The following is a 14735-nucleotide window of genomic DNA, read 5'->3' as shown; positions in this document are numbered from 1 at the left end:
CGTCAGGGAGCTTTTTTGTTTTATACGCAGGGATATTGACAAAGAATAGGTTTTTTGATAGAATTATATCATCAGTTATATAGGGGTGGTTGTTGTGAGATGCAAATACTGTAATTACGAGCTCAAACCGTGGGATAAATACTGTGAGAACTGCGGTGCGATTGTTGATAATAATACTGGAATGAACGATATATCTTCTGTTCCTGTGCCTCCGCCTGCAAATCAGGGCGCAACTACTCAGCCATCAGGCGGTAATAACGCTCCGCAGGCAGGAAACGGCTCTCAGGGCTATAACGGTCAGCCTAACCCATACGGACAGCCAAACCCATACGGTCAGCCAAATCCCTACGGACAGCCAAACCCATACGGTCAACCAAATCCATACGGACAGCCTAATATGTATGGTCAGCCCTATGGTTACGGTCAGCCGCCTTTTGGCTATGACCCGAGATATTTCAATACTAAGGACGAAAGTCCAAAGTATGTTGAGTTCGGAGAAGCGATAGCTCTGTTTTTCAAGAACTTTGCCAATTTCAAAGGACGCTCAACACGAAGCGAATTCTGGTATTCTGTTCTGTTTTCCTTCATTGTGGGTATCGGAATATGGTTTATGGGACTCTTTATGAGCCTATCGGCTGCTAACGGGTTAAGTTATGTTGTCGAAGTTATAATGTTTGTGCCAAGCACTTCCGTTGGAGTAAGGAGACTGCATGATGCTGGAAAGTCAGGCTGGTGGATAGCAGGTCCGATAATTGCAGCTGTTGTTATGGCGTATATATCGGTAGCTACTGCACTGTACGGTTTGACCATAGACGATAGATCGACAGGTGCATTGATCGGACTTTTCTATCTGTTGATGCTGCCAATATGTATCGTGATCATCATATTCTGGTGCAGACCAAGCGAAGGCGCAAATAAATGGGGACTTCCTCCAAGACCAACAGGCTTCCGCAGGTGATTAGCCGTTAGCCGTCCGTGCCTTACGCTGCGAATAACATGAACGCACTGTAGGGGCGAGTTCCGCTCGCCCGTCAGTTACGCATTAACTCCAAATGACACTATGTAGGGGCGGCGTATTTAATTCATAATTCATAATTAAAAGCACCCTAAGCGATGTACGATTATGGGTATAGATAATAGTGAGCGAGCTTGCAAGCGACAACGTGGAAGCGGTCGAGCTGGCTCAGCTCGAAGAAAGCTCCGCAAATGCGGAGCTTCTTTTTGTATATTCGGTTTATTCTTCGGACTTAACTAAGAATTTCTCCCCGTCCTTGACGGTGATATAGTAGAAATTATCCGAGTTTTCTGCGATGTAGACAAGGTCGCTGCCCTGTATTTTCAGGTAGTTGACTTTTTTGGAAACACCCTCTGTCATTATAACGGTATCATCTGATACTTTCCATGTTCCTGCGCCCTTGTAGCTGCTTAAAACGCCCTCATAGTATCCGTAAGTACCGTCGGCATTAAAGGTGATAGTGAAATCGCTGCCCACGCCCTCTTTTTCGTATACATAGGTCTTGTCAGCAATGACTGCTCTATACGGACTTACAACCTTCGCGTCAAGCGATGCAGTAAATTTAGTGCGCTCGACCTGAGCTATATAAATTTTGCCAAGTTCAACACGCCTGTCGCCGTCAATAGCCTCCACCAGTACCTCGATATCCAAGCGTTCGGGACTGAAATTAAACTCGTAATCATAGGACATATATTTTTCAAGCGGCTCCCATATCACCATGCCGCTTTTGCCTACTTCACAGGTCTTTCCAAGGATCTTGTACATACCTGTGCTGCTGTCGGTATTTTCAACAACAAAACCGCCTTCGGCAGCTGTCAGAGCTATGGGGTAGTCCTTAGAGTCGAATTCAAGGGATATGCCTATTCCCTTATAGCCTTTGTTTTTTTAATAATCGTTGTCAATAGTTACGATATCGCTGAGCTTCGGGAATGGCTGACTGCTTGCGGAAGTATTGGGTTTTTGCAGAGTTACAAAGACTGCACTCTCACTGCTGTTGGGATTTTTGTTGACAACGAGAGTGCCCAGGTCAACGCTCTTGCCGTTGTCGTCACCTGTTACCTTTATCTTGGCTTCATAGCCGATAGGGATACTTATATCATCGGGCACCCAGCTTACAGAGCCGCTTTTGCCTACCTCGTAAGTCGAGCCAACTTCATCAACTGTGCCTATACCGCCGCTTTTATAGGTGTATGTCTTGAAAGTACCCTTGTCAGCGGTCAGAGTAAGGGGATATTTTTCGGACTCAAACTCAAACCACACGCCTATTCCGTCAAGAGAACTGAGTACGGGATTGTAGCTGCTTGCCATTGACTCATAAGGCTTCAATTCAACATATTCGCTTCCTTTTTGAGGTATGACAGTGCTTAATTTGATAACGGGAGCTTCGTTCTCTGTGATACCGAGGAGCTTCTTCTGTATAGCCTGTGCATCGCCGACAGTAAGTCCGTCACCGTTCATATCGCCGTTGAGTTTGCCCTGTGCTGTAAGATGATGCTCAGCGTTACCGTTTAATCCGTATTTATTTGGATTTGCAAGAGCCTGCATTACAAGCACAACATCGGACATATCAACTTCGCCGTCACAGTTTGCATCGCCTTTTATTTCAGAGTCTGTTGTTCCGCCGTAAGCAGTATTCGTGTTCAGCTCAAAGCCGTCCAGATACGGATTTAACTGGAGATAATTCAGTGCAGTGGTTATCTTTTTTATCTGAGTTTCCTCATCATTGAACATAGAACCAAAGTTATAATGGAAATATCTCCTGTAAACATATTCGCCCTTTTCGTTTTTCTCAGTGCGTATCTCAGTGTTTATAAATAATAAGAAAATCTCGTCACGGGGCAGTTTTGTAGCAAAATCAAGGTAATTCGCCTGTACAGTGTTGTAGTCATCATATTTCAGCAATTCCGCAACGCTTGAAGCTTCGTTGAGGACTTCTGTTCCGTCCTTTGTAACATAACGGGCATCGGGTTTAAGGATCACCGTAAAGGTATTGTCTTTGAGCACAGCGGCTGCTTCTTCTTTAGTCCATACGCCGTAGCCCTTATCCTCTGTAAGTCCCTTTTTGGCAAACAGAGCCTTTAGCTCGTTCTTAGTCATAGAGCCTATCTCATTGAAGTAATACTGTTTGCTTTCCAGAAATACTTTAACATCGTCTGTCCGTATGTCTATCTCTTCACATCCTTTTATCTGGTCATTGCGGTAAAGAGTTATTTTTTCGGGAGCTTGCTCCTTGCTTTCGCCCATGACACGAAGAGTATAACCGTCCTCAAGCTCAAACCTCCACTCAGTATAACCGTGACCTGACTCCTGACCGCTGTATATCATGAAATCCGACCAGTCAAGGGCATTGCCTTTCTTGGAAAGAGTGATAACATCGTCAAGTGTCATTTTCGTTTCGGCTGTATCGAGCTCGGAAGCATGGTAAAAATCCGAAGCCCATGCCATAAACTCGTCAATATCGTCCTTGCGGATATCAATGCGGTTCTCATAGCCGTCTTTGTACAGCTCTACAACAGCAGGTTCTTCGGGAGGATTGCCCTCAACAAGCAGGAAAAATCCGCCGCCGAGGTCGTAATTGCAGACATGAGTATACATACCTATGCCGTGCCAGTCGCCTTCATATGGAGTAAAGTCTGACCATGTGATATTATCGCCCTTTCTGGCAAGAGGTATAACCTCGGACAGAGTGAGCTGTTTTGTGCCATTAGATATGGTCAGTTCGTGAATTTCGCCGCTGTCAGCTTTTTTTGCACAGTAAGCAAAAGCTCCTTCACCGTTAATGTACTTCTTTAACAGCGCATTACCGATGACAGTAGGCTTCATCATATAATGTTTATTATCGTTCTCGGAAACATACTCTATCTTGAAAGCACCTGTACTCCTGTCATCGAGGACTGTATAGGGAAGCCTCAGACTGCCGCACAATATCGCTTCATCGGTCAGAGTTACAGTGGAGTCCTCAGAGCCGTAAAAAGTGATAGGTATGTACTTATCGTCTGTGACCTTGCAGCCGTCGCATATCTCATACCATACGATGCCATTGCTTTCTTTTCCACAGGTAAGGCTTCCCTGTACAAAGAACGTAACAGAGCCTTTAAAAGCTTTTACAGTTATGGTCTTTTCGAGAACGGCTTCATCAAGAAGAACTATGATATCCTTTTCTACTGCATCAATGGTAAGGTCTTTGCTGAGATTTTTTATAGTGCAGCTGCTTTTCACTGTATCGGAAGCATAGTCTTTGTTAATTATAAGCTTTGCAGTATCTTCTTCGGCAGTCTTGCTTATATCACTGAGTTTAGAATAATATTCAACATAATCTTCGTCAGACTGCTCACCTGATATAAGGCTGCCGCCTGCTTCTTGCAGTCCCTCCAAGCCTTTGACTGTATCTTCGGCAGTGGCATTAAAAGGCACCGCACTTGCAAAGCACATTGCCGCAGTCAGAAACGCCAGTATTTTTCTTTTCATAATATCAACTCCTCTGCGTCATAGTAATACAGCCATTAGCCGAAAGAGTTCACTTACGCTCACATTATTTGAATTATTCGCCGAAGGCGACACATTGGCTAAAAGGCTAAAGGCTGAGTTTCGTCACGCTGTTTTCATCTATATAATAGCATATAAGCGGCTTGAAATCAATACTGTGCATAATATTTTTGTATGCAAAATACTTCATTTCTCCAAATCATATATACTAAAATATTTTAATTTCAGAAAATAAAGTTTGTGAAATATTAGCCTTGAATTATGGGCGAAAAATGTGTATCATATAACATATAACGTTTTAAGTGTATCAAAAAGAAAGAGGTAACAATATGAAAAAGAAAATTATTATGTGTATCATAGCTTCTGCAATGATATGCGGCACATTTGCTTCGTGCGGAAAAGACGAGTCTTCCGACAGCAAATCAGATACAAAGACCACAACAGCTGCCACAACTACTGTAGCGGAGACAACTGAGACAGAAACCACAGCTGCCGAGACTACAGAGGATGTTACAACAACTACAGAAGCAGCAGAGACTACTACAGCAGCAAACAATAACGACAATGATGCTGCACAGGAGCACCTCACAGACGCTTCTGCTATCCTCAACAAACTGAATGATATCGACTGTATAGGCGGCGGTGTTGTTGACACAGACCCGGCTGATACAAAAGAAGAAGGCACTATATCATATGAAAAAGTAACTGACAGCCGTTTCTCAACAGTTGATGATGTAAAGAAGTATATTACTGATTCTATCTGCGGCTCACTTCTTGACAGATATAGCGTCCTTTATCAGGGCAATGCGCCTTTCTTCAAGGATTATGACGGTACGCTCTACTTCAATAAACTTGCCAGAGGATGCGGCTTCTCATTCATAAATGAGCCTGTTATCACAGATGTAACAGATGAGTCATTTACAATAACCGTGAAGTTTGACAATTTCGGCGGTGATTCTGAATTAGTAGTAAAGGCTGTTAAGGATAACGGACTCTGGAAAGCAAGTTCGTTCACTGTTGACGGCGGCGCAGAAAATGCAAGATAAAACAAGAGGGACGGTCAAACCGTCCCTTTTTTGTTAGTCGCCGTTGGTGTATGTACCGGTGATATGACCGTATGAGATAATATTTCCGCTTGTGCCGTCTGCATCGGTATCAAGTAAGCTTAAATTCTCAAAGAATTTATTGTTATTGCTGTCAAACCAGCCTTTTATCTCCTCAACAGGCTTTTTAAGTGCAAACACATATATCTCGTAATCGTGAGGAGCACCCTTTGGCGGATATGGTCCTACATACTCCGACTCACTTGCCCAGCCCTCGGGAAGTGAAGTATCTGTGACTCCGTTTGATTTCCAGTGCATCCAGTTGCCTGCCGATGTGTCGATCATGTATATGACGTAGCTCTCTGCGTTTTCAACACTCTCCCATGAAATCTGTGGAGAATGGTTCTCTCCGTTGCTTGTGTTTGAAATAACAGAGTCCCACACACCGTCATGGAGATTTTCCGAAGAAACATCGAAGGTCGTCAGCTCATCAAGGAAAGCAGCAGGAGCTTCCGATTTTGTAGTCGTTTCGGCTTCTGTAGTTAAAACTGCATCTGTTGTATCCTGTACAGATGTAGTTGTTTTTATGTCAGTGGAAATATCTTTCTGCGTGTCATTTTTACTGTCGCTGCAGCCTGTCAGAGCAATGGCTGCAAAGCTGAGAACGGCTGTAAATACAGTTTTTTTGAAGTTCATAGCAAGATCCTTTCGTATATTATGATGAATAAAGATACATTTATTATAGCAATCGTATGTCATGTTGTCAATGAGTTCACACCCGAAAAGCGTCTTTTCTACAGCTAAATATACTAAAATAATAACATTGCGGTAAAAAGTTCGTTGAAATTTACTCTTGAAAAATGGCTAAAAAATAGGTATCATAGTATTACTTAAAGGAAAACCATAATACTTACCGTTAAAAAAGAGGGAATCCAACATGAAAAAACACATTCTTACCGTAGTGCTTATTTCAGGATTGGTATGCAGTTCGTTAGCGTCATGCACTCTCGAAACATATGAAAGCACGACTCCGCGCTCTGCAAACTGGTCTGTCTCTACCCCTACAAACGCACCAAGCAACAACGTACAATCAGCCGATACACAGCAGGCTGCTGCCGATAATAATGTTCAGCAGGTACAACAGCAGCAACAGGAAGCCGCTCCTGTACAGCAGACACCGCAGGCAGAACAGCCACAGGCACAACAGCAGCAGGAAGCCCCTGTTCAGACACAGCAGGTCATAACTGCTCAGCCACCAAAAGCCGATCCGCCCGAGGTAACAGCTTCACCTGCACAGCAGGCAGCTGCTGCAAATAATTATTCGGAATACGTTCCCGTAGCAAAGAATATCATGCAGTCGCTTGACAGACTCGACAATATAGCAGGCGGTTTTTATGTATCTTTAGACCCGAATACTTCGATACAGGACGGCGGTCAGTCCTACAGCAAGGTAACTGATAACCGTTTTTCAACTGTTAACGATGTTATAAATTACGTCAATACCCTTATCTGCGGCGACCTTGTATATAAATACAGCGGTCTCTACTCTGGCGATTCGCCTACGTTCAAGGAGTTCGGCGGCGAGCTGTATTATCTGAACGAATCAAGGAACTGCGGATTCGGATATCAGGGTGATCCAACTATAACAAGCGTGACAGGCGGCTCACTTTCGTTCACCGTGCCTATAGCAACAGGCAGCGGAGTAAAGACATTCTCAGTTAATGCAGTTAACGACGGCGGCACATGGAAAGCCTGCTCATACAATTACACATAAACAACAAGGGCGGATAACTGAAATATCCGCCCTTTATTATTCATCCAAGTTTTTTGTAATTTTACAATTTTTTAAGCACATCGGTTACTTCTCGGTACATATACAGCGAACCAAGCACTATAAGGGGCACTCCATGATCCTTTGCATAGCTGTAAGCGGTTCTGACTCCCTCAGCAAGTACTGCGAACGGCTCTGTGCTGAGTCCCTTTGCGTTAAGAGCGTCTGCAAGATTCTGACTGTCAAGGGAACGTGGGTTAGCAGGCTTTACCGCAAAGGCAGTCTCTGCAAGCTCACCAAGCATATCCGCATACAGTCCGTACTCCTTATCAGCCATGACACCGATAAGAAGTGCCACCTTTTTATCACTGAAATATCGGCGTATACTGTCCGCAGCACAGCGTATACCGTCAGGGTTATGTGCGCCGTCATAGATAATGAGCGGCTCTTTGCTCAGAACTTCAAAGCGTCCGTGCCACTTCACATCTGCAAGTCCTTTGCGGACTGCCTCACAAGAGAACATAAGTCCCTCGCGTCTGAGTATCTCCACACAGCTGATAACATTGACTGCGTTTTCAAGCTGATACGTGCCGAGAAGCGGTATATGAAGCTTTTCACCGTTATATTTGAAGTCCGCACCGTTGATGTCAAAACAGCTGTCAGACCATTCAAATTTTGAATAATCGGGCAGGAACAGCTCCGAGCCGTTTTTCTCTGCAGCATCGGCAATTATCTCGTAGGCTTCCTCGCTGTCGCCGCCGAAATAAACAGGTCTGCCATTTTTGATGATGCCCGATTTATGCGAAGCTATCTCCGCGATAGTATTACCGAGGAACGCGCTGTGATCCTTCTGCACATTGGTTATCACCGACAGTACGGGAGCTTTTATAACGTTGGTGGAGTCAAGGTCGCCGCCCATTCCGCACTCGACCAAAGCTATATCACAGCCTTTTCGCACAAAAAGCTCGAATGCCGCAGCTGTAAGGACTTCAAATTCCGTGGGCTTCTCGTCCATGCTCTCGCATATTGGAGCGATATCGCCTATGATGTCGGCAAATTCCTGCTCTGATATCTCACAGCCGTCAATGCGGAAGCTGTCCGTTACTTTGGTAATGGCAGGAGAAGAAAATCCCCCTACCCTATAGCCTGCATTTTTCAGCACCGATGTGAGCATAGCTCCAAAAGAACCCTTGCCGTTAGTGCCCGAAATATGGACTGTTTTCACCTTTTCCTGCGGATCGCCCATGAGCCGCAGAAGCTCTGTGATACGGGAAAGTCCCAGTACGCTGCCCCTTTCGGCAGCCTTTTTCATATATGCAAGTGCTTCGGAATAATTCATTTTCTTCTTACCTTGTTGAGCTCTGCTGTGAAAGCCTTGTTTTTCAGCATAAGGTAGATGACAGCTGTCTCTATTGCTGCTGTTATAAGGTATATCGGCACACGGAACAGGAGAGTCTCAAATGGAGTATGATAGTAAACGTAAAGACCTATGGAAGTGATTATCATAGAGCCTATAGCGTGTGCGGTAACAGTTGAAGCTGCTATTTTCGGGAGCAGAGCGTTCTTGACTCCGCGGAGTGCGAAATGATAGACAAGTCCCGAGAAAACGCCGATACAGGTCGAACCTATGGTGATTATTGGGTTGATAGCATAGCCTTTCATTATGCAGCCCACAACGTCTGCCACAAGTCCTACAGCTCCGCCAATGACAGGTCCGAAGAAGATGCCTGCCATTTGTATCGGGAGTCCGCCAAAGCCTATGCGGATACTGTTGCCGATGTTGATAGCACCGAATTTGCCGAGAACGATGCTCATTGCGGCAAGAAGTCCTGCGATGATAAGCACCTTTGTGCTGCCGAAAAGCCTGATATCGTTCTTTACTGCTGTTCCTCTGTTGTTTGAAACCATAAAAATAACCTCCTTTTCCTCACTCATACGACAAGAAAAGAAGGTTTCGTTTCTTTTTTAGTTGTCCTATGAAGCGGGATGCAAAATGCGAACCGTAAGCCTGAGCTTTTCGTTTGACCGACAACTCCCCGTTCGGTCAACACTGGAATACCATTTAGGTATAACGAACGCATTTTTACTCTTCAAATGATTGATCGCAGTACCTTACTGCACTAACATTATACAGCGCATATCGCCGTTTGTCAATAGTTCGGGGCACGAAAAAACGTCCTTTCAGAGTCTTTGTCAAATTGCTCTAAATACACATAGGCAGGTGGTAAAAATGAGTCAAAAAGCCGAAAATGTATAAAACCCTTGACAAAAGTCTATAATAGTGATAAATTATAGTTAGCACTCAGAGAGTTAGAGTGCTAACGAGATCGAAAGGTTGTGAGTATCGTGGACGACAGAAAGCTGAAAATACTTGCTGCTGTGGTTGACGAATATGTAAGGACGGGCGAACCCGTCGGCTCGAAATCTATCTCAAAGCTTGAAAATATAAATGTTTCCTCCGCTACTATCAGAAATGATATGGCGGCTCTTGAACAGATGGGATATCTGGAACAGCCACATACATCGGCAGGCAGAGTTCCTACCTTCAAAGGCTATCGCCTTTATATCGACGAGCTTATGACGCCTCACGACCTCCCCGATGAGGAAAAGCGGCGGCTCGATGAAATGCTCGGCGATAAGGATACTCCCGAAGAGCTTCTGGTGCAGAATGCCGCAACTGCTCTTACCGAGATAACACAGTGTGCCGCAGTAGTTTCAAACGCTGTACCGAGATTTTCGGTGATATCAAAGGTGGAAGTCATCCCCACGGGTAAAAGACTGTACGTTATCCTGCTGATAACGTCCAACGGAAGCATTAAAAACAAGGCTTGCAGACTTGAATTCGACCTCAGCCATGAACAGCTTGATTTCTTTACACATTATATAGAGGAAAACCTCAGCGGTGTATCCGTAGACGAACTGTCTGAGGACGTTTTCGACAAAATGGTAGCAGCCGTGAGCGCGTACATGGTATCGCTTTCACCGCTGGTAAAAGGCATCTGCGAACTTTCGGAGGATCTTCGTCAGGAAGAACTGACCGTCAGCGGAGGAGAAAAGCTCCTCTCCTGTGAGGATCTTGATAAAATGGAAGTCGTAAGGTTCATAGAACACAAGGACGGTCTTTCCGAGCTGCTTGAAAACGCATTCAGCGGTATACAGGTAAAGTTCGGAGCTGAAAACGACAGCCTTGCAATAGGCAATTCAAGCCTTATCGTCTCCAAATACCGCAAGGGCGGCAAGGAGGCAGGCTCTTTGGGAATCATAGGTCCTATGAGAGTAGATTATAAAAAGATAATCCCATACGTCGAATACCTCACCCAGAAGATATCTTATCTTATGGACGGTACAGACGATGACATCATAAACGCTCCGCCAAACGGACAGGAGCCATAGAAAGGAGAAATGACCGATGGAAAAGAATGAGAATTTCTCGGAAGAGCTTGAGGAGCTTGCAGGGGATACAGCCGAAACTCCCGATGCTGATGAAAACACAGACGCTCTTGACGAGGACGATGCAGCAAGCGAATACAATGATACTGCTACGCAGTTCTCCGACCTTGAGGACGCTCTTGCAGAGGCAAACGACAAGTATCTTAGGCTTTACGCAGAGTACGACAACTACCGCAAGCGTACAGCAAAGGAAAAGACAGAGACTTATCAGAACGCTTCCGCACAGTGTATAGAAAAGATCCTTCCCGTGCTGGACAGCTTTGAAAGATCACTTGAAGCTGAATGTTCCGATGAAAACTTCAAGAACGGCATGGCGATGATATACAATCAGATGAAGAACTTCCTTACTCAGATGAATGTAACTGAGATCGAAGCTCTCGGAGCTGAATTTGATCCCAATGTACACAACGCTATTCAGCAGCTTGACGGTACGGATTATGCAAGCAATCATGTATGTTCCGTATTCCAGAAAGGCTATATGCTCGGCGATAAGCTGGTAAGACCTGCTATGGTAGCAGTGGCAGTTTAGCCGTTAGCTTGTAGGTAACGCCGACCTCGGCGTTCCGAAAAAAACATCAATCAAAACAATCAAATCAGTCCGCATCGCGGACACCATTGGCTGACAGCTAAAGGCTAACGGCTGATGACTCATAGATCAGGAGGAATATATTATGGGAAAAATTATTGGTATCGACCTTGGTACAACTAACTCTTGCGTAGCTGTTATGGAAGGCGGAAACGCAGTTGTAATACCTAACAGTGAAGGTGCAAGAACAACTCCTTCAGTCGTTGCTTTCACAAACAACGGCGAGCGTCTCGTAGGTCAGGTGGCTAAGAGACAGGCAATCACAAACCACGACAGAACAGTTTCTTCTATCAAGAGACACATGGGTTCTGATTATAAGGTAGCTATAGACGGCAAGAACTACACACCTCAGGAGATCTCAGCTATGATTCTCCAGAAGCTCAAGGCTGACGCAGAGGCTTACCTCGGCGAGCCTGTAACAGAGGCTGTTATCACAGTTCCTGCTTACTTCACAGACTCACAGAGACAGGCTACAAAGGACGCAGGTCAGATCGCAGGTCTTACTGTTAAGCGTATCATCAACGAGCCTACAGCAGCTGCTCTTTCATACGGTATCGACAAGGAAGAGGAGCAGACCGTAATGGTTTACGACCTCGGCGGCGGTACATTCGATGTATCTATCATCGAAATGGGCGAAGATGTTCAGCAGGTACTTGCTACAGCAGGTAACAACCGTCTCGGCGGTGACGACTTCGACCAGCGTATCATCAACTGGATCGTTGAAGAGTTCAAAAAGACAGAGGGTATCGACCTCTCAGCTGACAAGATGGCTGCACAGAGACTCAAGGACGCAGCTGAAAAGTCAAAGATCGAGCTTTCATCTACAACAACATCAAATATCAATATCCCATTCATCACTGTTGATGCTACAGGTACTCCTAAGCACCTTGATCTTACACTTACACAGGCTAAGTTCAACGAGCTCACAGCTGACCTCGTAGAAGCTACAATGGGACCTGTAAGACAGGCTCTCAGCGACAGCGGTCTCAGCATCTCAGAGATCAACAAGGTCCTTATGGTCGGCGGTTCTTCAAGAATCCCTGCTGTACAGGAAGCTGTTAAGAAGCTCATCGGTAAAGACCCATTCAAGGGCATCAACCCTGACGAGTGTGTTGCACTCGGTGCAGCATATCAGGGCGGCGTTCTCGGCGGCGACGTTAAGAACGGTCTCCTTCTTCTCGATGTTACTCCGCTTTCACTCGGTATCGAAACAGCAGGCGGCGTATGCACAAGAATGATCGAAAGAAATACAACAATCCCTACAAAGAAGTCACAGGTATTCTCAACATATGCTGATAATCAGCCTGCCGTTGATATCAACGTACTTCAGGGTGAGCGTGAATTCGCAAGAGATAACAAGCAGCTCGGTACTTTCCGTCTCGATGGTATCGCTCCTGCACCAAGAGGAATCCCACAGATCGAAGTAACATTCGATATCGACCAGAATGGTATCGTTCACGTATCCGCTAAGGACCTCGGCACAGGCAAGGAGCAGAACATCACAATCACTTCTTCAACAAATATGTCCAAGGACGACATCGACAAGGCTGTTAAGGAAGCTGAGCAGTATGCAGCTGAGGACAAGAAACGCCGTGAAGCTGTTGATAACAAGAACGAAGCTGAGAACCTCGTATTCCAGTGCGAAAAGGCACTCACAGACTTCGGCGATAAGGTATCAGCAGACGAAAAGGCTAATATCGAAGCTAAGTGTACAGCTCTCAAGTCTGCTATCTCAGCTGACAACAACGACGAGATAAAGACTCTCAAGGAAGAGCTCCAGAAGGCATTCTATGATCTCTCTGCAAAGGTTTACCAGCAGGCAGCTCCAAATGGTGCAGCAGGCGCACAGGGCATAGATCCTTCACAGTTCGCTAACATGGGCGGTGCAGCAAATGCAGGTACTCAGGGCGGAAATGATGACGGCGTAGTTGACGCTGACTTCACAGAGGTTTGATGAACTGAAATATAACACCATAAAAAGGGCGAATAATACTTCGCCCTTGTGGTGTATTTATCCAATTCATAATTCATAATGCGTAATGCATAATTATTTTGATCGTCTCTCACATTGTCTCGTTTATGCTTGATTTTTGTGGAACGGCAGATAGAAAACACCAAAAGCTTTTTGCTTGATCTGAATGTTATGAGATACTCGGACAATAATTATGAATTATGAATTATGCATTATGCATTAATTTGAATGGAGAATGTTTATGGCTGAAAAAAGAGATTATTATGAAGTCCTTGGTCTGCAAAAAGGCGCTTCCGAGGACGAGATAAAAAAAGCCTTCCGTAAAAAGGCAAGAGAAAATCACCCCGATCTTCACCCCGATGATCCTTCCTATGTTGAGAAGTTCCAGGAGATAAATGAAGCTAACGAGGTGCTTTCAGACCCCGAAAAACGTGCTCGCTATGACCAGTTCGGTCACGCAGGCGTTGACCCAAGCTATGGCGGCGGTGCAGGCGGTATGGACGGCTTCGGCGGTTTTGCCGATATGGACGATATCCTCGGAAGCATATTCGGCGGATTTGGTTTCGGCGGCGGAACAAAGCGTTCAAATGTAAACGCTCCGAGACGCGGCTCTGATATACAGGAAGCTGTTTCCATAAGCTTTATGGAAGCCTGCTCAGGCAAGAAGATAGACCTGAAAATAAACCGTATGTCTGTATGTGAGAACTGTAAGGGCACAGGTGCAGAAGCAGGTTCAACACCCGATATCTGTCCTGACTGTCAGGGCAGAGGCTCTATAAAAGCAACTCAGCGTACTCCGTTCGGTGCTATATCATCTACAAAGCCATGTCCTCACTGCGGAGGCAAGGGCAAGATAATCAAAAATCCATGTACAAAGTGCCGCGGCGTTGGCAGAGTAAGAGTACAGAAAACAGTTACTGTTGATGTACCTGCAGGTATCGACGACGGACAGACACTTCGCGTAAGCGGACAGGGCGACTGCGGTATCAACGGAGGTCCTAACGGTGATCTTCTCGTTGGCATCAACGTAAAGTCACACCCTATCTTTAAGCGCGAGGGCTACGACATATACTGTGATATCCCTGTTACTTATACAGAAGCTGTTCTCGGTGCAGAGATAACTGTACCTACTATTGACGGCGATGTAAAATACAATATAGGTGAGGGAACTCAGACAGGCACTGTATTCCGCCTTAAAGGCAAGGGCGTTACACGTCTCCACCGTACAGAACGCGGAAACCAGTACGTAAAGATATACGTGGAAGTTCCGAAAAATCTGTCCAAGAAGCAGAAAGACCTGCTGAAAGAGTTTGAGAATTCACTGACAGAAAAGAACTATGCAAAGCGTCAGAGCTTCTTTGATAAGCTCCGCTCAAAGCTTGATTTTTGACAACCGATGCAGACCTGTCGTG

12 protein-coding genes and 1 riboswitch are annotated in these 14735 nt (G+C 45.3%); of the genes, 7 read left to right on the top strand and 5 right to left on the bottom strand.

Translation table 11 applies throughout. The features are described 5' to 3' along the window. The first annotated feature begins 94 nt into the window (after positions 1 to 94). On the top strand, positions 95 to 958 hold the full coding sequence (locus QZZ41_RS02915; RefSeq protein WP_295067908.1) for a DUF805 domain-containing protein: 864 nt from the start codon (positions 95 to 97) through the stop codon (positions 956 to 958). Positions 959 to 1234: 276 nt separating this feature from the next. Here the strand turns inward: QZZ41_RS02915 and QZZ41_RS02910 are convergent, their stop codons facing one another. Next, positions 1235 to 1780, bottom strand: coding sequence for a hypothetical protein (locus QZZ41_RS02910; protein WP_295067905.1), 546 nt, complete (start codon positions 1778 to 1780; stop codon positions 1235 to 1237). Between the two features lie 120 nt (positions 1781 to 1900). Further along, positions 1901 to 4483: a dockerin type I repeat-containing protein gene (locus tag QZZ41_RS02905; RefSeq protein ID WP_295067902.1), complete on the bottom strand. Its 2583-nt coding sequence runs from the start codon at positions 4481 to 4483 to the stop codon at positions 1901 to 1903. 347 nt (positions 4484 to 4830) lie between these two features. On the opposite strand from QZZ41_RS02905, the gene QZZ41_RS02900 reads away from it, so the two are divergent. After that, the gene (locus QZZ41_RS02900) at positions 4831 to 5547 is read left to right on the top strand and encodes a hypothetical protein (RefSeq protein ID WP_295067899.1); all 717 of its coding nucleotides are present in this window, start codon (positions 4831 to 4833) and stop codon (positions 5545 to 5547) included. Positions 5548 to 5580: 33 nt separating this feature from the next. On the opposite strand, the gene QZZ41_RS02895 is transcribed toward QZZ41_RS02900, so the two are convergent. Beyond that, complete coding sequence (locus QZZ41_RS02895; protein ID WP_295067896.1) at positions 5581 to 6240, bottom strand: phosphatidylethanolamine-binding protein; 660 nt, start codon at positions 6238 to 6240, stop codon at positions 5581 to 5583. 241 nt (positions 6241 to 6481) lie between these two features. Here QZZ41_RS02895 and QZZ41_RS02890 point away from each other — a divergent pair, with 241 nt between their 5' ends. After that, positions 6482 to 7318, top strand: a complete 837-nt coding sequence (locus QZZ41_RS02890; protein WP_295067893.1) for a hypothetical protein — start codon at positions 6482 to 6484, stop codon at positions 7316 to 7318. A gap of 61 nt (positions 7319 to 7379) precedes the next feature. Here QZZ41_RS02890 and QZZ41_RS02885 read toward each other — a convergent pair whose 3' ends face one another. Both QZZ41_RS02885 and QZZ41_RS02880 read right to left on the bottom strand, forming a co-directional pair. Continuing rightward, complete coding sequence (locus tag QZZ41_RS02885) at positions 7380 to 8654, bottom strand: folylpolyglutamate synthase/dihydrofolate synthase family protein (protein WP_295067890.1); 1275 nt, start codon at positions 8652 to 8654, stop codon at positions 7380 to 7382. Next, positions 8651 to 9223, bottom strand: coding sequence for a folate family ECF transporter S component (locus QZZ41_RS02880; RefSeq protein ID WP_295067887.1), 573 nt, complete (start codon positions 9221 to 9223; stop codon positions 8651 to 8653). Before QZZ41_RS02880 ends, QZZ41_RS02885 begins: the two co-directional genes overlap by 4 nt. 69 nt (positions 9224 to 9292) lie before the next feature. Continuing rightward, a riboswitch (THF riboswitch) is annotated at positions 9293 to 9408 on the bottom strand. Positions 9409 to 9661: 253 nt separating this feature from the next. On the opposite strand from QZZ41_RS02880, the gene hrcA reads away from it, so the two are divergent. The 4 genes from hrcA to dnaJ all read left to right on the top strand — a co-directional run bounded on the left by hrcA (position 9662) and on the right by dnaJ (position 14713). Further along, entirely contained in the window at positions 9662 to 10708 is a 1047-nt protein-coding gene (gene hrcA, locus QZZ41_RS02875; RefSeq protein WP_028517753.1) for a heat-inducible transcriptional repressor HrcA, read from the top strand. A gap of 16 nt (positions 10709 to 10724) precedes the next feature. Further along, the gene (gene grpE / locus QZZ41_RS02870; RefSeq protein ID WP_028517752.1) at positions 10725 to 11294 is read left to right on the top strand and encodes a nucleotide exchange factor GrpE; all 570 of its coding nucleotides are present in this window, start codon (positions 10725 to 10727) and stop codon (positions 11292 to 11294) included. A 142-nt stretch (positions 11295 to 11436) separates the two neighbouring features. Next, complete coding sequence (gene dnaK / locus QZZ41_RS02865) at positions 11437 to 13305, top strand: molecular chaperone DnaK (protein ID WP_295067881.1); 1869 nt, start codon at positions 11437 to 11439, stop codon at positions 13303 to 13305. 259 nt (positions 13306 to 13564) lie between these two features. Next, positions 13565 to 14713: a molecular chaperone DnaJ gene (dnaJ, locus tag QZZ41_RS02860; protein WP_295067879.1), complete on the top strand. Its 1149-nt coding sequence runs from the start codon at positions 13565 to 13567 to the stop codon at positions 14711 to 14713. Positions 14714 to 14735: the final 22 nt, after the last annotated feature.

Source organism: Ruminococcus sp. (genome assembly GCF_016283395.1).
The sequence above is the reverse complement of the archived record's forward strand: the minus strand, read 5'-3'. Positions and strand labels throughout refer to the sequence as shown.